Source organism: Paenibacillus phytohabitans, from assembly GCF_013141775.1.
GTDB lineage: Bacteria > Bacillota > Bacilli > Paenibacillales > Paenibacillaceae > Paenibacillus_AQ > Paenibacillus_AQ phytohabitans.
The window spans coordinates 50,564-69,489 of the sequence record NZ_WHOB01000098.1 but is presented as its reverse complement, the minus strand read 5'-3'; the positions used below and the strand labels follow the sequence as shown (position 1 = coordinate 69,489).

The following is an 18,926-nucleotide window of genomic DNA, read 5'->3' as shown; positions in this document are numbered from 1 at the left end:
GATAGAGTGTGATATATATCATTTCAAATCAAATGGAGGGATTGAATGCAAGTATCCATTATCATATTGGCCCAACATCTTCGATTACTTAAATCATGCCTGGCCAGTATTGAGTTATTTACGGAAGCCCCCTATGAGCTGATTGTGATTAACGATGGCGGCGGTGAAGAGATCAGCAGCTATTTAACTCTCCATAAAAAAGCGCGCTCCTTCTCGTCCAAGGAACGTATCGGCGTGTCCGGAGGATACAATCTGGGCGCATCCTTTGCGGCTGGTGAATACCTTGTATTCATGCGTGACCATATGATTGTGTCTGAAGAATGGCTGTCCAGCCTGACCGGCTGTGCCCGGCAGCACCCGCAGGCAGCGATGATCGGCCCTGTCAGCAATGATGTTAGCGGCCCGCAAAGACTTCCGGTGATCTGTACAGAGATGGAGCAGCTGGATCATATCGCCAGATCGTTCGCACTCTCCAAAGCCGGACAAGCCAAGACCACAACCCGGCTGCTAAGCCATCTGCTGCTTATGCGCCGTGATGCCTTCGGTCAGCTTGGAGGCTTCGATGAACAATTCGGACTGGAATGCTACGAGGATGACGATCTATGCTACCGTGCGCTCCAGGCAGGATACAGTCTGCAGATCGCCCTGGACTGCTTCGTGCGCTATATCCAGCCTCCACCGCTGTTCCCGGAATCCCCCGGCTGGTACAACGCCCAGCTGATTGCCAATAAAGAAAAAGCCCGCAGGAAATGGGGCCTCGATATTACAAGTGCTCTATATGAAATGAAACGCAGCGTCACCGTGAGTCTCTGCATGATTGTCAAGAACGAGGAAGCCACTCTTGAACGCTGTCTGGACAGTGTCTCAGGACTGGTGGATGAGATCATCATTGTGGATACCGGTTCAACAGACCGTACTAGGGAAATTGCCCTGCGCTACACGGACAAGGTAGCTGACTTCACATGGGTCAACGATTTTGCCAAAGCGCGGAATTATGCCTTCAGCCTGGCAACACAGGATTACCTGCTCTGGATGGATGCTGATGATATTCTGCTTCCTGCAGATGCCGAGAAGTTCAGCACCTTGAAGAGCGCCTTGGAATGGGATACCGATGCGGTATCCATGAATTACAATCTGGCCTTTGACGAGCACGGTAATGTCACCTCCAGCCTTACACGCAACCGCCTGGTCAAGCGGGAGAACGGCTTCCGCTGGATCGGTATCGTACATGAATACCTGGAGGTTAGCGGCAAGGTGCGAAGTTCGGATATTTCCATCACCCATGGCAGAGTCCACGGGAATTCTGACCGCAACCTGAATATCTACGAGAGCCGTCATGCGGCCGGAGAGATTTTCTCCACCCGGGATCTGTTCTACTTCGCCAATGAGCTGAGGGAACATAAGCAATGGGACAAAGCCATCTCTTTCTATGAAATGTTCCTGCAGCAGGTAGACAGCTGGATCGAGGACCGGATCAATGCCTGCGGAAGCCTCTCCGATTGCTACCGGGAGCTTGGCAATGAACAACAGGCCAAAGCTAAAGCGCTCCAGTCTTTCTCTTATGATCTGCCCCGCGCAGAGAATTGCTGCCGGCTTGGCAGCCTGTACATGCTGGAGAACGACTTCAGCAAAGCCATCTTCTGGTACAAAATGGCGAGCGAATTAACCAAGCCGCTGGACAATTACGCCATTCTCCAGCATGCCTGCTGGAGCTGGCTGCCGCATCTGCAGCTCTGTGTCTGTTATGACCGCATCGGCCAGTATGAACGGGCTAGTGCCCATAACGAAATGGCTGCAGAACACATTCCTTTTGACAGCAAAGTGCTGGCGAACAGAGCCTACTTCACCGGCCTGGGCGTTGCAAAACAAACATATACTTTAGGGGGAACTACTCGATGAAAAAAGCAACAACCCGCTATACAGAAATCGCCCATGGCAGCGAAAACTCCAAAAAGGATATCAAACCCGCTTTAGTAAAAACCTCTATGGCAGTTATGGTGCTTAGCCAGGTAGCTGCCGTGCTGCCAAGTGCCGGATTCGGCGGTACAGGCATTGCCTCCGCAGCTGAAAAGAAAGGCTTCAATGATGTAAGCAGCAGCTCGTGGATGTACAAATATGTAATGAAAATCGCCGCACTGGGATTCGCCGAGGGAGATACTACAGGTAACTTCAATCCTAAAGCACCTCTGACTCATCAGGAAGCTGCAATTATGGCAGTCCGTTTCCTGGGCACAGAGGAGCCTTCCGCTACTTCGGCCAATTCTTCGCTTGAAGTCAGTAATTGGGCAAGTGCCTGGGTGCAGACCGCTATTAATGAAGGTTTAATTAAACCTGAAGAGGAAACCGCTTCGGGCTGGGGAACACAGAATGCCAGCCGCGAGTGGCTGACTAAACTTGTGATCCGTCTGCTCGACAAGGAGAATGAAGCACTTGCCCTGGCCAGCGAACCACTCCCCTTCAATGATGAGAATCAAATTTCCGCCTGGGCTACCGGCTATATCAATGCAGCTTCCCAGTTAAAAGTAGTCCAAGGCTTCGAGGATAAAACGTTCAGACCTACCGCTGATGTGACCCGTGCCCAGGCGGCAGCTATTTTCAGCTTGGCGGAAAGATATGCTCCGGCCCAATCCGGTACCGTTGCCCGCGGCACTATCGTCAGCCTGACCGGCAGCCAGATTGGTGTACTGACAGAAGCTGGTCAAGTCGTGAACCTGAAGATTGACAGTACAACACTGATCTTCGGCACTGGCGGAGCTTCCACTTCTGATATAGCCGTCGGGCAACCCATCACGGCAATCTATAGTAACGGTGCAGCATCATATATTGAAATCGCCGATATTACCAAGGCAGAAATTACACTGCCGGCGCCAAAAGGCGACACCGGAGCGACGGGTGCAGCAGGCCTGGTAGGTGCTACGGGGGCAACGGGCGCTACCGGCGCTACGGGTACAACCGGGGCAACGGGCAGTGCCGGCTCCTCAGGAAACCAAGGAGCAATCGGGGCGACTGGCGCGACTGGGTCTGCCGGTCCTGTCGGTGAAATAGGCGCAACAGGTGCAACGGGGCCTGCAGGTGAGACCGGCGTAACCGGAACCACGGGGCCTACCGGGGCGACGGGGCCTGCCGGCCCTGCGGGTGAAGAAGGAGTCACTGGTGCTACCGGCGCTACTGGACCTGCGGGCGAAGAGGGAGCTACTGGAGCCACTGGTGCAACGGGGGCGACTGGCGCTACTGGAGCCACTGGCGTTACCGGACCTGAGGGCGAAGAAGGAGCTACTGGGGCAACGGGCGCTACTGGAGCCACTGGCGTTACAGGGCCTGAGGGCGAAGAAGGCGCCACTGGGGCAACGGGCGCTACTGGAGCCACTGGCGTTACAGGGCCTGCGGGCGAAGATGGAGTTTCCGGCGCTACTGGGGCCACTGGGGCTACGGGGCCTGCGGGCGAAGATGGAACCACTGGCGCTACTGGCGCTACTGGCGTTACGGGAGCAACGGGTGCTACCGGCCCTGCGGGCGAAGATGGAGTCACCGGCGCTACAGGTGCCACTGGCGTAACTGGCGCTACCGGGGCGACTGGTGTTACAGGAGCTACCGGAGCGACTGGCGCCACTGGTGCTCCAGGGGCTAGCACAAACGCATATATCCCGTTTTCTTCAGGAAACCCTGCTACTGTAACTACGATAGCAGGCGGTTTGCCAGGCACTGGCGCACTGATTGGCTTCGGAAGCTCAGTAAGCGGCGTATCCGTTACCTCAGGAACCATTGATTTAACCGGAGCAAGCGGCACAAATCTCAATTATGCCTTTTCTGTACCAAGTGCCGGAACCATTACATCCCTAAGCGGATATTTCAGTACAACACAAGCACTTTCTCTGGTGGGAACTACGGTAACTATTACAGCCCAACTGTACGCGAGTACAACGCCCAACAATACATTCGTACCTGTACCTGGAACTGCAATGACATTGTCTCCCTCGCTTACAGGAATAATATCCGTAGGATCCGTCTCTTCCGGTATAATTACAGGCCTATCTATTCCGGTTACTGCACAAACGCGCCTGCTTATGGTATATTCAGCATCCGCGGCAGGTCTCACCCTTATGAATACTGTTCAAGGATACATGAGCGGCGGCCTCAATATCTCGATGCCGGCAACAGTACCAACACCTCCTTGATAATTCATTTTATTAATTAAAAGCTGTTTCCCGGCAGATTTCTGCCAGGGAACAGCTTTTTTACTGTCTCTTCCAAATTATACGGCATCATACTCCCTTGCAGGATCTCCCAGTCATGGCCATAATATTGAGATAACGCTTCATCCACACAAAGGAGTTACGCCCATGAAGACACTGCTGATCGTTGAAGATGACCGAAGCCTGAACAAGGGGATCGCCTTGTCCTTGGCTCAAAATGACTTAATTATAGAGCAAGCCTATTCTGTGGCGATGGCTGATCAGATTATATCCTCAACCCAGATAGATCTCATTCTGCTGGATGTGAATCTTCCGGACGGAAGCGGACTCGATTACTGCGAGAGAATCCGCCGAACCTCACAAGTGCCGATTATATTTCTGACAGCCAACGACATGGAGCCGGATATTGTTACCGGCTTTGCGCTGGGAGCTGATGACTATATTACGAAGCCATTCAGTCTGATGGTTCTGCGGGCCCGGGTAATGGCCGTCCTGAGAAGGAGCGATGCGCCTGCCAGTGACAGGATCATTATCGGACCGCTGGAATTTGATTTTGGCAAAATGGAATATTTCAAGAACAGCCGCCCCCTGCTGCTGAGCAAGTCCGAACAGAAACTGCTGCGCATACTGGTAGTGAACAGAGGCAACATTCTGACCCGAGAGCAGCTGATCGACAAAACGTGGAGCCAGGAGGCTGTCTTCGTGGATGAGAACGCATTGACGGTAGCGATCAAAAGATTGCGGGCCAAAATCGAAGATGAACCCTCCGCTCCCCAATATATTAAGACCGTTTATGGTTTAGGGTATACATGGACAGAAGGGCCGACTCTATGAAGGGACAAGAACGACTGCCGCATACCCGGCTGGTAAATCTGGGGGTTGCTGCGGCTTTTATCATTCTGGTACTGGCTTATGTGACTTCTATTATATTACTGGATACCACTGGCTCATCCCTCCTCGGACTCTCCCTTCTGTTTATACTCTGCATACTGATCCTTGGAGGGGCCTGGTCCTGGTCGCTCAGGCATCAGCTCACTTCTTTTATGGAAAAGGTAGAGACACTGGTAGACAACGCTACTCTCGGGCGTGAGCCAAACTATAATTATGAAGAAACCCTTCTCTCCTCCATAGAACATAAATTAATGCGGTACATAGAGATTGCCAGAGTGAACGGACAGAATCTGGAGACGGAAAAGAACAAAATTAAAGAACTGATCTCCGATATCTCCCATCAGACCAAAACACCGTTATCCAATATTATGATTTACAGCCAGCTGCTTGAGGAAAATCTGGTGCATGATGAGCATGCGCTTCCGCTTGTTCTCCAAGTTAAAAAGCAGTCGGAAAAGCTCGACTGGCTGATCCAATCCCTGGTCAAGCTGTCCAGACTTGAGACGGGCATGATTTCTTTGCACATGGTGTCTTCTCCTGTGATCCTCGCCGTTTCTGAAGCAGTCTCGCAGATTTTCATCCAGGCAGAGAGCAGCTGTATCACTATCAGTATAAGCTGTGAAGCCCACATCACCGCGCACCATGACTCCAAGTGGACAACCGAGGTGTTATTCAATCTGCTGGAGAACGCCGTGAAATATACAGAAGCGGGAGGCAGCATCCATATCACCGCTGAAGCGAATGAGATGTTTGTACGCCTGGATATCGCAGATACCGGCCGGGGAATCTCCCAGGAAGAGCTGCCCCAAATCTTCAAGCGGTTCTACCGGGGAAATAATGTGCGCGATATAGATGGCGTGGGAATAGGACTATTCCTGGCGCGGGAGATTATCACTGCACAAGGCGGACATATGAAGGCTGCATCTGTGCCCGGGCAAGGCACTGTGTTCTCGATCTTCCTGCCGCTATGCTGAATATGTCCATTCCGTCAGATTTCAGACACTCTCCTGTTAGATTTGTCTGATACCTTGAAGATGTGAATAAGAACATACGCACAGGAGGAATATAACATGCCTATTCTGCGAATAGAGAATCTCAAGAAATATTATGGAAAAGGAGCGCAGACGGTCAAGGCTCTGGATAACGTATCTATGAATGTCGAGAAAGGGGAGTTCGTGGCAATCGTCGGCACGAGCGGCAGCGGAAAAAGTACACTGCTGCATATGCTCGGGGGTCTGGACCGGGCCACAGAAGGCAAGGTGTATGTCAACGGGCATGATATTTTTCAGATGAGTGATGAGAAGTTAACCATTTTCAGACGCCGCTCTGTCGGATTCGTTTTCCAGAGCTATAATCTGGTGCCGATCCTGAATGTGCTGGCAAATATCGTCCTGCCCATTGAGCTTGACGGAGGCCAGATCGACCAGGAGTATCTGAACCTGATTATCACGAGTCTGGGACTGCAGGAGAAGACCCGCAATCTGCCTGCTGAACTCTCCGGCGGCCAGCAGCAGCGCGTGGCCATCGCAAGAGCGCTTGCGACCAAGCCTTCCATTATCCTTGCTGATGAACCCACCGGCAATCTGGACAGCAAGACCAGCCAGGAGGTGCTTATCCTGCTGAAACAGCTCAGTGTCAAATTCGACCAGACTATTGTTATGATTACGCATAACGAAGCCATCGCCCAGATGGCGGACCGGATCATCCGCATTGAGGACGGCAGGATCGCCTCAGGATTAACGCAGGCACCCGGGGAGAGCCGGTTATGATCGCTACGAACAACCGGAAGACCGTGTTCAACCTGGCGATGGCCAGCCTGCGGGCCAACCGGTTGCGAAATTTGGCGGCCATCTGCGCTATTGTGCTGACTACACTGCTTATTACTTCCATTTTCACTATGGCTCTGAGTATCAACCAGTCTATGCAATATGCACAAATGAAAACAGCCGGAAGTGACTTCCACGGAGGCTTTAAATACCTTACTCCGGAAGAAGCCGCTACGCTGCGGAAGCATCCTTCAATTAAACTATATGACTACTCGCTTAGTTCCGGCAGATTGGGGAATACAGAATTTAAGCATGATCCCGTTGAGGTGCTTCAGATTGATCAGGTCTACGCGGATCACAGCTTTATCGTGTTCACAGAGGGAGGATTGCCTACTGGAGAGAATGAGGTTGCCCTGAACACCTGGATTCTGGACAAGCTGGGGGTGCAGCCGGAGCTCGGCAAGGAGATCACGCTGCAGATAGATATTGGTGAGCGGATGATCAGCCAGAAGTTCACTTTGTCAGGCTATTATGAAGCGGACAAGGAGCTTGCGATGGCGGGACTGGCCTTTGTCTCGAAAGCTTTTACCGATAAAAACCTCTCAGACATCGATCCCGTACAATCAAGAGACAGCGGCTCCTACGTTAATACCTCAAATCTGAGTGTCATGTTCAGCAATTCATTTCATATTGAGAGCAAGCTCAACAAGGTCCTGGCAGACACGGGAATTACGGCTCCTATCGGAATCAATTGGGCTTATTCCAGTGTATCTTTGGCGGAAAATGCAGTGAATATCATTCCATACGCCGCAGTTATCTTCATCATTATGCTTAGCGGCTACCTGCTTATTTATAATATTTTTTATATTTCGGTGGTCCGTGATGTGAAGTTCTACGGCCTGCTGAAAATGATTGGCACCACCCCGAGACAACTGCGGAGAATCATCGCTATTCATGCCAGGCTGCTATACCTCATTGCCCTGCCGTTCGGCCTTGGCTTCGGCTATCTAATCGGCAGATGGGTTACACCTCTGACCACTTCGCTATCGGGGGAGTTTAAAGGAAGTTCGCTTTCGTCCAGTCCATGGATTTTTGCAGGCGCAGCCCTCTTCTCCTTCCTGACCGTGTGGATCGCAGCGCATAAGCCGGGACGGCTGGCAGCGGACATCGCTCCCGTGGAAGCTGTTAAATTCTCAGGCGTTCAGAATGGCGGAGTGAAAACTCTCAGGTCCTCAAACCACGGGGCCAAGCTGCACCGGATGGCGTTCTCCAATCTGTTCCGGAGTCAAAAGAAGCTGAGCCTGATGTTATCTTCGCTCTTCTTAAGCATTCTGCTGTTTAATACGATATTCACCGTGATCTCCTCTATGGACGTCAATAAGTACCTCAGCGCCTACATTCATGGGGATTATATGATACACAACAAGGGCATTATCCAGCAGGAGGGGGAACGCTCAGTCAATGATACAGAGCTGTCCGAGGAACTGTACGGACAGCTGAGTCATATAGACGGAGTGAAAAGTATCGATAAAGTCTATTATAGCGTGCTCACCGTTCCTCCGGATGATATCATCCGCGCTTCACTGAAGTCGTCAGCCAATCCCCAGGGCATCCCTGCCCGTGTCCACGCTCAGCTCTTCGGACTGGATTCAGGCTGGTACGATCTCGCAGAACAGGATGTGCTCGAAGGGGAATTCAACCGGGAGCAATTTGATTCCGGGGACTTCATACTGGTGACCCAGACTCTTACAGAGCCAGGCGCCTATGCAAGCTACTATCATCCCGGAGATAGGATTAGCTACCCCGGATTGAAGCAGAGCTACGAAGTGATGGCCGTGCTGAAATATGACGCTTTCTTTGCGGCAACCACCCAAATGTATTTCGGCAACGGCTACAATGCCTTCCTGCCTGCAGCCAAGCTCCGCCAAGCCACTTTGGAGAGCGGGACTCCAGCAGACATCCTATCGCTTACCCTGCATGCAGATCCCGACAAGCTTGATGAAACGGGCCAATTGCTCAGAGAGGGCATCCGCCCGCTGGATGCTCTGCAGCTGAAATCCAGAGAAGATTACAGGGAGGAGTTAAGCGATAACATCCGTATTTTTGAGATTATCGGCTATGGCCTGAATCTCGTAATCGCCCTTATAGGTCTGCTTAATTACATTAATTCTGTCCTTACCGGAGTGATCGCCCGCAGGCATGAATTTGCCGTGCTGGAGAGCATCGGGATGACTAAGAAGCAGCTCAAACGGATGCTTGTTTACGAAGGATTGTATACCGTACTGCTCACCGCTCTGCTTACCTCTACTATAGGCGTGCTGCTGACTTACTGGATCGCCAGGAATATTGCCGCGGGCATGGCCTATATGGAATTCCGCATGATGTGGCTGCCGTTCATTCTGGTCATCCCGGTACTGGCTGTTTTGTCTTATCTCATCACAATAAGTGCCTACAGACCGCTCGCTCGCAGCCCAATCGTCGAGAGGCTGCGTGAAATGGAATAAAGGCATGCTAAACAGCCGGATACTCTAACGAGTACCGGCTGTTTTCAGCAGTTATTTGGCGAAGGCCCGCGACACCCAATCGCCCAGAATATCCTCACAGAGGAATGGAGCCAGCGGCAGGAGTGCTGCCGCACCTTCCTTATTAAATATACGCTCAGCTAGTCCATTCAGTGCCTCTTCACTGAGGAACGGAGCCAAGGGAAGCAGCGCTCCCGAGCCTTCCTGCTCAAAGACTGCCTCTGCCAGCTCATCCAATAGCTCTTCTTCGAGGAACAGAGCCAGCGGGGGGAGCGCTCCCGGACCTTCTTTGGCAAAAGCGAGCTTGGCGCATTCCTCCAGCCCCTCCTCACTTACAAACGGGGCAAGCGCCACAAGTGCATGTTTTCCTCCTGCGGCATAAGCTTGTTTGGCAAGCTCGTCCAGCCCCTCCTCACTCATAAACGGGGCCAGCTTCAGCAGCGGCTGAATCCCCTCCCGCTCAAACACCTCCACGGCGCATTTATCCAGCGTCTCTTCGCTTAAGAATGGCGCCAGTGCCAACAGATCGTCTACTGCCGCACCCACCTTCACATGCTCAAACGCTTCGCCGATCTGTTCATTTTGCAGCAGCGGCGCAAGGTCCGAAAGCTCTTGTGCCGTGCCTTCCCCCCGCCGGAAATAATCCCCCGTGGTCTGATCCAGTACACTTTCGATAATGCGGGAGTTTTGCCCCTGCTCTTCTCCGAGGATCTCGCCGATCCCTACGCCAAAGATTTCCGCCAGCTCCGGAAGCTTGGAGATATCCGGCATACTTGCGCCTCTCTCCCAGTTGCTGACCGCCTGATAGCTGATTCCCAGCTTATCTGCGAGCCCCATTTGCGTAAGCCCGGCGGCTCCTCTCAATCTAACGATATTCCTGCCCACCTTCAACATGTCAAACATGCTTCCACCCCTTCGGCTAAGATGCTCTCAGTGTACCGACCGCTGCTGTTTTTGTATATCAAGCGCTGCTTGAGTTGCCGCCTTCTGGGGCTTGCCACGGAAAACAGTCACCAGAACGACCGCTGCAATAATGATCACGGCTGCAATCAGCGTATTCAAGGTAAGCTGTTCACCGACCAGCAGCCAGCCAAGCAGTACCGCCACCACCGGATTAACGAAGGCATAGGTTGAGACGAGAGACGCGTCAGCATTCTTGAGCAGCCAGATGTAGGCCGTGTAGCCGACGATGGAGCCGAAGACGACCAGATAACCGAGTGCCAAATATGAGCGCATAGAAATGCCGGAGACATCAAGCCGGGACCAGTCGCCGGTGAAATAGGAGAAAATTATCAACAGCGCCCCTCCCGTCAGCATCTGTGCTGCCGTTGACATCAGCGGGGAATCCGGCATTGCAGCATTGCGTGAATACATCGATCCGACTGCCCAGCTTATGGAAGCTATTAATAAGGTAATAATACCGATCAGATCGGTGGCGGTCCCCGTCTCTCCCTTCCCCGGCTGGAAGACCAGCACGGCAATGCCCAGCAGCCCCAGTACAATGCCGGCGATGACACCGGTATTCGGACGTTTGCCGCCGCGGCCAAACCAGCCCATCAGCATCATCCAGACGGGAACGGCCGCAACGATCAGTGAAGCGATGGATGAAGATACTCTTTGCTCTGACCAGGCCACCACACCGTTGCCTCCAAGCAGCAGCAAGGCGCCGACAATCGCCGAAGACCGCCACTCGCGCCCGGCCGGACGCTTCGCTCCGCTTAATCTGGCAATCATATAGAGCACAGCACCGGCTGCAAAAAACCGCACTCCAGCCATCAGAAAAGGCGGCATCGTCTCAATCGCAATCTTCATGCCGACATAGGTGCCTCCCCAAAACAAATAAACGCACAATAGCGCAATACCAACCACGTACACCGGATTCACTTTCTTCTTCTGCGGCATACCGCTACACCCCCTTCAATCCGTCCTCATATATAGTAGATAAAATAAAAGTGGTCGAGGTTTCCTTAATGTCAGGAATACGGAGAATCTCGTCAAGCAGCAGTGTAAGCTCCTCCGGCGAGGTCACCCTTACCTTGAGCAGCATGCACCACTCTCCCGCCAGCCGCTGGCATTCGATGATGCTCACTCCCGGGATTTGGATGCGGATAATCTGTTCGGCCGCCTCCTTAAAGCCCTGGCTGACCACCTTCACGGAGATCATGACTTTGATCTTCTGGTCCAGCTTGCTCCAGTCCACAATTCCCCTATAGCCCTTGATCACTCCGCTTTTCTCCAGCTTGCCGACCCTTTGATGCACAGACGGCCGGGAGATATGCAGCAGCTTGCCGATCTCTTCATGAGACAGTCTCCCGTTCTCTTCCAGCAGCTTTAGAATTCTAATATCGAGTTCATCCACAAGACCGCCTCCTGGGCAAAATTATAGCATGATTTATATGAATAATGACTAATCGTTAGTGTTCATCAGTAAAATCAAACGTTTCGTAAGATAAACGGGAAATAATATCGTTAATCGTTAGAATACCGGCTCAAATCTATCATGAGAATAACGAATCGTAGGTGCGTTTGATACGAAAAAACCCAAGTTTTGAGCCGCCAGCTGGAGAAGCTGGCTTAGGCCGCTGCTTGAGCAGGATGATGCCGGGGGATATTTGATATCTGCTGCGAAACTCCAGACTGGGGCGGAACGGAGAGAGAGTAAAATAACCAGCTGGCTGCATGAGTAAAGCAAACGAGTTTGAAAAGGCTGGGTTGTACTGAATTGGGCTGAATCGAACCCAGTTTCCAACCCCAAACTATACTCAACCGGACTGAGAGGACCCTATTTTACGAAAAGGGCTGCTTTGTCCCAGCAAACGGACTCAGAAACCTCTATTTACTTCCGGGCACGCCAAAACAAGGGTCTTTGAGACATTTAGCGGAATCTGAGTCCGCGCAGGTTAAATAACAGGGTATTTTCGCCAAATAGGGGATTGTCAGTCCGGTTCCCGCAGGATATCGGTCTCCCCCACAGTTGTTCCCGTGTCACAGATGAACTGGAGACGCAGACTTTCATTGCTCCGTCCGCAGCGACAGCGATCAGCAGCTACTTCTGTCCAGCGTCGGCGGCTACGCATTCCCTGAGCTCAGCAGCTACTCCTGTCCGGGCGCCGGGCGGCAACTTCTTCCCCGAGCTCAGCAGCTATTCCCTGCCCGGTAAGCCGCCGCCGAACACCGTTCCTTCCGCAAGCCCCGACACGAACTGCTGGAGCCAGACATAATATTCAGCGGCATGCTTCAGCTTGTCCAGATCCTTGAGGCAGGCCTGCCGTTCCTCCTCCGGAGTGTCCTCCGCATCGATTAGCGCCTGCAGTTCAGGCACCGCCGTCCCCATCGCCTCCTGCATCACATCAATCTCCCGCTGAAGCTTCAGCGTGAAAAAGTTCCGGAAGGCCTGGAAGAAATCCGTCTCCGCCGCATACAGCTCCTTCCGCTCACGCTTCTCCTCCAGCTTCGTAACCATCCGGGAGGCGATCAGGGAGCGGACACCGTAGCTCATATTGCTTTTGCTCATATTCATGACCTGCTTCATTTCCTCCAGCGTCATCGGCTTGTCCTCAAAGAACATAATTCCGTACAGCTGCCCGAAGGAATAATTCGCTCCATACAAATCCATCGTCTGCGCTATCGCATCAATCATCGGGCCGAGCAGCTGCTCCCGTGGTGAACGATGCGGGTTGTCCTCGCCAAATGCGGCCTGCTTCATCAGGGTAGCACCTCATTTTCGCATAGAATTGTTCTCTCTACATTACACAAAACTGAAGCTTTGCGGCAGACTTACTACAAATTTTACACAAATTCCGAAGTATGTTTACTCCCGCTTGACCACAAGCCTCGTCCATGAGTGTACAATTTTTTTTGAACAGAGGAGCTGTCCTCTGCATTATACCGCACAAAACAATGTAGATGGAATGGGGTATTGGGACGAAAATGACACGTTCAAAGCTTATTAGCGGCCTTAAGCCCGTGCTGTTCACGCTGCCGGCAATGGTCCCGTTCGTCCTGTTCTGGCTGGCACCGCTGCTGTATGTACTGTATCTCAGCTTCACGGAATGGGATTTCATGAGCCCGGAGAAGACCTTTGTCGGCCTGCAGAATTATATCGACCTGCTCAGCAATCCGGCTTTTTACCAAGCCTTAAGAGTAACTGTGCTCTTCTGTGCGGGCAGTGTGCTGCCGATCATCCTGCTGGGACTGGGCCTTGCCCTCCTGATGAACCATAAAACAACCCCACGAAGTGGAGCTTTAGCTTCGAGGTTTACTCAGGTACTTCGCGGGGGCCCCACGTTCAACTTAAAGGGCTCTGCCCTGTATCAGGTGCTGCTGTTCTCGCCTTGGGTCACACCAACCGTTGCCGTATCCATCGTCTGGTCCTGGATATATGAGCCTGACGTCGGTCTCGCCAATACAGTGCTCGGCTTCTTCGGCCTTGAGCCGATCGGGTGGCTGCAAGACCCCAAGTGGGCGCTGATTGGCGTGCTGCTCGTAACGATCTGGAAATCAGTAGGCTGGGCGATGATCTTCTATCTGGTGGCGCTGCGGAATGTGCCTTCAGACCTGCTGGAAGCCGGGGAGCTTGACGGGGCAAGTCCGGTGCAGAAGTTCCTCCGCATCACGCTGCCGCTGATCTCGCCGACCACACTGTTTCTGTTCGTGGTACAGCTCATCTCGGCGCTTCAGGCCTACGATCAGATTAATGTGCTGACGCAGGGCGGCCCGTCCGGCTCTACCCGCACCTTACTGTATCTGTATTATCAGTCCGCCTTCGAATCGTTCCAGATCGGAGAGGCTTCCACTGTAGCTGTCGTTCTGGTCTTCCTCTGCATGCTGCTGTCGGTGTTCTCTTTCAGCATCAGCAAGCGGACCACCCATTATCAATAGCAGTTATCTGTTCTTATCTTTCGTACAAGGAGGTCTCACCGCTTGCGTATGCTCACACGGCTCAGCGGACCGGCCCGCCAGATTTTTTTCGCCGCGCTTGCTCTGCTGATGGCCTTTCCGTTCTACTGGATGGTTACCAGCGCACTCAAAACCAATGATGAAATCTGGCGCTCCCCGCCTACGCTCTGGCCTGAGGTACCGCTCTGGGGGAATTTCGCCGCAGCCTGGAACGAGGCCCCCTTCGCCCGATATATGGGCAACAGCATCTTCGTGGCTGTCTCCATCGTCATCCTGCAGACGATCAATTCCGGGATGATGGCGTATGCGCTGACGCATATGAAGTTCCGTCTGAAGGGTGTTTTTGCCGGAGTCATTCTGTTCGGTTATATGGTTCCTGCTACAGCTGTCTATCTGCCCGGATATCTGGTACTGTCTGAGCTTCATCTGCTGAATTCTTATGCGGGACTGATTCTCTCTAATTGTGTAAGTATCTTCTCCATCTTCCTGATCAGACAAGCCTTCCTGCAGGTATCGCATGAGCTGGTGGAGGCAGGTGAAGTGGACGGTGCTTCGCATATGCGGATTCTCTGGACGGTGCTGGTTCCGGTTACTCGTTCATCCTTCGCTGTACTGGCGCTGATTACCTTCATTGATCAGTACAACAATTATTTCTGGCCGATGCTGATTACCAAGGACCCCAGCCTGCAGCTGGTATCAGCCGGTCTGCGCAGCTTCTTCGTGGAAGGAGGTGCGTATGGACTGAAATGGCCGCTCATCATGGCCGCCAGCGCCTTCACGATTGCCCCGCTGCTGCTTGTCTTCCTGCTGGCGCAGAAAACGATTATGCAAAGTGTCAACATGACCGCAGGCTCCAGTAAAGGCTGAAATCTAATATTTCCAAACAAAGAGGAGAATGATGATGAACGTATTCAAAAGGTTGTCTGCAGTATCCATGATCGCCGGACTTTCCGTACTCACTGCCTGTGGCGGTAATTCTGCTTCGGGCAATGTTACGGCAGCGGACGGTGCCGCCACAGTGCCTGCCGCTAATGCTGCTCCGGCTGGAGGCGCACCGGTAACTATTGAATTCTGGTATGGACTCGGCGGCAAGCTCGGTGAAAATATGGAATCGCTCATTCAGAAATTCAATGCCTCCCAGCAGGAGGTCATCGTCAAGGGCATTGTGCAGGCAGATTATACAGAAACCGAACAGAAGCTTCAGGCAGCGATCGCTACCGGGCAGGTTCCGGCAGCCGTGCTCTCCTCCAATATAGACTGGGCCCGCAAAGGCTACTTCGCAGCGATGGATGAACTGATTGCCGGGCAGCCGGATTTCAATCAGGCGGATTTCGTCCAGACCTTCCTGAGCCAGGGCCAGGTTGACGGCAAGCAGTACTTCCTCCCGATGTATGGAACGACACAGGTGATGTATTACCGTAAGGATGCTTTTGAGAAAGCCGGCATTGATGCCAGCCAGATTAAGACCTGGGAAGACCTCGCTGCAGCTGCCAAGAAAATGACAGTCACAGAAGGCGGCAAAACCAGCTTCTACGGCTGGGAGCCGATGTGGGGCTCCGGCAATATGATTGACGCTGTACTCAGTAAAGGCGGCAACATTCTCAGTGAGGATGGCAAAACAGTTACGATCGACTCTCCTGAATGGATCGAGACCTGGGACTTCTTCCGCCAGTCGATTCATGAAGACAAGACCATGCGTATTCACTCCGGCGGACAAGGCTGGGAGTACTGGTACAAGACGATTGACGATGTAATGAAAGGCCAGGCGGCCGGATACACCGGCTCCAGCGGCGACCAGGGCGATCTCGACTTCAGCATCGTCTCCGCAATGGAGCAGCCGGGCTGGGCCGGAGTCGGCGAAGGCAAACCTGTGGCTCAGGCAATTATGGCCGGTATTCCTGCCAAGGCCGGAGATGCCGAGCAGCAGGCTGCCATGAAATGGCTGGCCTACTTCACGAACTCCGAGAATACCGCCTTCTGGTCCATTAACACCGGATATATTTCCGTCCGCCAGTCTGCACTCGAAGATCCGGCATTCGTCACATTCAGTGAGACTAATCCGCAGATCAAAATCCCGTTACAGCAGGCCTCTCACGCCTCCGCTCCCTTCCAGGACCCTACCGGCGGCAAAATCAACGATGCCCTGACAATCGCTGCGGACAAGGTGCAGATTGAGAATATTCCGGCGGCTGAAGCCCTTAAGGAAGCGCAGCAAACCGCCCAGGCGGCCTTGGATAAACTGAAATAACCGGCAATTAATTTATGATCTAAATAATTCATCAAATGAACTATCAGATACAGGAGGACGGCAGCATGCCTACGCTCATTACCCCGCACGGGGAGCATTCCATATCCGCCATTCTGTTCGACAAGGATGGCACCCTCCTGGAGTTCGTCTCCCTCTGGGGCAGCTGGGGAGAGTGTTTCCTCGTCCGGTTCTCCCGGCAGCTGAAGGAGCATGGCCTTGAATTTCCGGTGCAGCACCTGGCCTCGCTGCTCGGGACCGTTCACGATGCAGAGGGCAGAATTATTGATTATGACCGTAACGGCCCCCTGGCCATGGGAACCATGAACGATCTCTATGCCATTCTGTCCTGGCAAGGCTATCTGCTTGGCTTATCCTGGGCAGAGTCGATGGAACTGACTGACCGCTGCCGGCAAGAAGCAGATGCTTTAATGGAACAGAGCAAGCCTGTCCGACCACTCCCCGGCCTGCTGCATTTCCTTGACGGGTGCGCAGCCGAAGGAATTCCGCTGGCCGTAGTCACTGCGGATGAAACCGCAGCGGCGGAGAATCACCTCCGCTGGCTCGGCATCCGCGGGTATTTCAGCGCCGTGATCGGCACGGATCAGGTGGAGCGCGGCAAGCCCTTCCCTGACATGGCGCTGCTGGCCTGCGAACGGTTGGGGATACAGCCGGCCGAAGCTGCCGTGATCGGCGACACGAACGGCGATATGCGGATGGCCAAGGCTGCCGGGATGGCGGTGGCCATCGGGATTGCAAGCAATGCGGCAGCCGAGGCGGCACCTGCTGCAGCTACGGCCAGATTAGGTGCAACTAGCAGCCCGGCCGGCGTGAATGCAGCAGCAACAGTCCTGGCTACTGGCAGTAGCCGTGCGGCAGATACACGGCCTGCACGCAGTCTTTTGCCGGATGCAGATTGTCTGGTGCAGTCTTATGCGGAGCTTGGTATAGGAAGGATAGCACGATGAGGGCCGAGGGGGCCTTAGCCTGGGTATTTCTCGCAATGGCGATTGTGTTCGAGCTCTCCGGCACCCTCTCCATGAAACTATCCCACGGCTTCACCCGGCCCTGGCCCTCCGTGCTGATGTTCCTGTTCTACGGGATCAGCTTCACCTCGCTCAATGTTGCCCTTACCTCCATCAAAGTTGGAGTTGCTTATGCGGTATGGTCGGGGGCAGGCATCATCCTGATCTCCGTGGCGGGCGCGCTTTTTTTTGAAGAACGGCTGACCTTCTCCTCACTCTTGTGGGTGACCGTAATCGTAGCCGGTATTGTGGGCCTAAACATCAGCGCCAAAGGGCATTAGGAAGATATTATTCATACATCATCAAAGGAGGCTCACCCTGCGAATGAACACAAGCGGACATGGCGGACAACCGCCGCTGTTAACCTTCCAGATTATTACCGACACCCACGTCACGGCCGATCCGGCACATGAATACAATCTGAATTTCGAACGGGCACTGCAGGATTTGGCCGGACATGCGCAGGGCAGCAGCGGAATTATGCATATCGGGGATATCACGGATCATGGCTATCCAGAGGAATATGCTGAGGTCCACCGTATTCTTCAACTGCATCAGGCATCGCTGCCGGAGATCCGCTTCACCTTGGGCAATCATGATGTGGGCCTCGGTCACTGGGAATCCCGCCTGGCGATGTACACCTCCCGTATGGGTATGCCTGGTCCCTATCATGACCATTGGACCGGCGGGTATCATTTCATCTTCCTTGGAACTGAGGAGGGTCTGCCCACGTTCTGCAATCTGTCGGACGAACAGCTCCGCTGGCTGGACCGGAAGCTTGGCGAAGGCGCACCGGACAGCCGGCAGCCTGACGGACAGATGGAGCTGGAGCTCGGTGCAGCCGCGCCGCCGGATCAGCCGGTCTTCCTCTTCCTGCACCAGCCGCTGAAGGACACGGTGGCCGGTTCTCTGGAGTCGCAGGAGTGGTATGGCGTTACTCAAGACAAAGAGCTGCGCTCCATCCTGGCGAAGTATCCGCAGACTCTGCTCTTCACCGGGCATACCCACTGGGAGCTTGAGGTCGATAATACGATGTACCCCGGCAACGGGGAGACAGCTACCATGTTCAACGCAGCTTCTGTCGCCTACCTCTGGACAAATGCGGATGAGCACAAGACGGGCAGCCAGGGCTTCTATGTGGAGGTCTACGCTGATAAGGTGCTTGTGCGGGGACGCGATTTCACTACGGGAACCTGGATTGAAGCGGCTGAATACGAGGTTGTTAACACCGTTAATGTACCTGGGCAATCTTCTGAAAAAGTCCATATTAAATAAACAAGCTTCATTATAATAGCTGCAATAAAAACAGCCTTCTCCGTCAATAAGGAGAAGGCTGCTGTGCGTAAAGGCTGCAAAACTATACATCCGTTTGCGGATGCAGTCTA

At 53.3% G+C, this 18,926-nt stretch carries 16 protein-coding genes; 12 read left to right on the top strand and 4 right to left on the bottom strand.

What is annotated here, in order from left to right; translation table 11 throughout:
* Positions 1-45 precede the first annotated feature (45 nt).
* The 6 genes from GC101_RS35355 to GC101_RS35330 all read left to right on the top strand — a co-directional run bounded on the left by GC101_RS35355 (position 46) and on the right by GC101_RS35330 (position 9,354).
* Positions 46-1,899, top strand: coding sequence for a glycosyltransferase (locus GC101_RS35355; RefSeq protein ID WP_171721090.1), 1,854 nt, complete (start codon positions 46-48; stop codon positions 1,897-1,899).
* Entirely contained in the window at positions 1,896-4,175 is a 2,280-nt protein-coding gene (locus GC101_RS36675) for an exosporium glycoprotein BclB-related protein (RefSeq protein WP_171721089.1), read from the top strand. Before GC101_RS35355 ends, GC101_RS36675 begins: the two co-directional genes overlap by 4 nt.
* A 165-nt stretch (positions 4,176-4,340) precedes the next feature.
* A complete protein-coding gene (locus tag GC101_RS35345; RefSeq protein WP_171721088.1) occupies positions 4,341-5,027 on the top strand; it encodes a response regulator transcription factor in 687 nt (228 codons plus the stop codon).
* Positions 5,024-6,058, top strand: coding sequence for a sensor histidine kinase (locus GC101_RS35340; protein ID WP_171721087.1), 1,035 nt, complete (start codon positions 5,024-5,026; stop codon positions 6,056-6,058). Before GC101_RS35345 ends, GC101_RS35340 begins: the two co-directional genes overlap by 4 nt.
* 96 nt (positions 6,059-6,154) lie before the next feature.
* Positions 6,155-6,853, top strand: coding sequence for an ABC transporter ATP-binding protein (locus GC101_RS35335; protein ID WP_171721086.1), 699 nt, complete (start codon positions 6,155-6,157; stop codon positions 6,851-6,853).
* Complete coding sequence (locus GC101_RS35330) at positions 6,850-9,354, top strand: ABC transporter permease (RefSeq protein ID WP_171721085.1); 2,505 nt, start codon at positions 6,850-6,852, stop codon at positions 9,352-9,354. Before GC101_RS35335 ends, GC101_RS35330 begins: the two co-directional genes overlap by 4 nt.
* A 51-nt stretch (positions 9,355-9,405) precedes the next feature.
* Here the strand turns inward: GC101_RS35330 and GC101_RS35325 are convergent, their stop codons facing one another.
* The 4 genes from GC101_RS35325 to GC101_RS35310 all read right to left on the bottom strand — a co-directional run bounded on the left by GC101_RS35325 (position 9,406) and on the right by GC101_RS35310 (position 13,078).
* Positions 9,406-10,275 carry a helix-turn-helix domain-containing protein gene (locus GC101_RS35325; protein WP_171721084.1) on the bottom strand — a complete coding sequence of 290 codons (870 nt, stop codon included), beginning with the start codon at positions 10,273-10,275 and terminating at the stop codon, positions 9,406-9,408.
* Between the two features lie 27 nt (positions 10,276-10,302).
* Entirely contained in the window at positions 10,303-11,274 is a 972-nt protein-coding gene (locus tag GC101_RS35320) for an EamA family transporter (RefSeq protein ID WP_171721083.1), read from the bottom strand.
* Positions 11,275-11,278: 4 nt separating this feature from the next.
* Positions 11,279-11,731: an Lrp/AsnC family transcriptional regulator gene (locus tag GC101_RS36845; protein WP_076247727.1), complete on the bottom strand. Its 453-nt coding sequence runs from the start codon at positions 11,729-11,731 to the stop codon at positions 11,279-11,281.
* Positions 11,732-12,514: 783 nt separating this feature from the next.
* Positions 12,515-13,078, bottom strand: a complete 564-nt coding sequence (locus GC101_RS35310; RefSeq protein WP_042139941.1) for a GbsR/MarR family transcriptional regulator — start codon at positions 13,076-13,078, stop codon at positions 12,515-12,517.
* Positions 13,079-13,302: 224 nt separating this feature from the next.
* On the opposite strand from GC101_RS35310, the gene GC101_RS35305 reads away from it, so the two are divergent.
* The 6 genes from GC101_RS35305 to GC101_RS35280 all read left to right on the top strand — a co-directional run bounded on the left by GC101_RS35305 (position 13,303) and on the right by GC101_RS35280 (position 18,816).
* Complete coding sequence (locus tag GC101_RS35305) at positions 13,303-14,253, top strand: carbohydrate ABC transporter permease (protein ID WP_246354654.1); 951 nt, start codon at positions 13,303-13,305, stop codon at positions 14,251-14,253.
* Between the two features lie 48 nt (positions 14,254-14,301).
* On the top strand, positions 14,302-15,138 hold the full coding sequence (locus GC101_RS35300) for a carbohydrate ABC transporter permease (protein ID WP_039307391.1): 837 nt from the start codon (positions 14,302-14,304) through the stop codon (positions 15,136-15,138).
* Positions 15,139-15,172: 34 nt separating this feature from the next.
* On the top strand, positions 15,173-16,519 hold the full coding sequence (locus tag GC101_RS35295; RefSeq protein ID WP_171721132.1) for an ABC transporter substrate-binding protein: 1,347 nt from the start codon (positions 15,173-15,175) through the stop codon (positions 16,517-16,519).
* A gap of 65 nt (positions 16,520-16,584) precedes the next feature.
* Positions 16,585-17,484, top strand: coding sequence for an HAD family hydrolase (locus tag GC101_RS35290; RefSeq protein WP_171721081.1), 900 nt, complete (start codon positions 16,585-16,587; stop codon positions 17,482-17,484).
* The gene (locus GC101_RS35285) at positions 17,481-17,822 is read left to right on the top strand and encodes a DMT family transporter (protein ID WP_039307319.1); all 342 of its coding nucleotides are present in this window, start codon (positions 17,481-17,483) and stop codon (positions 17,820-17,822) included. Before GC101_RS35290 ends, GC101_RS35285 begins: the two co-directional genes overlap by 4 nt.
* A 43-nt stretch (positions 17,823-17,865) precedes the next feature.
* The gene (locus GC101_RS35280) at positions 17,866-18,816 is read left to right on the top strand and encodes a metallophosphoesterase family protein (RefSeq protein ID WP_171721080.1); all 951 of its coding nucleotides are present in this window, start codon (positions 17,866-17,868) and stop codon (positions 18,814-18,816) included.
* Positions 18,817-18,926: the final 110 nt, after the last annotated feature.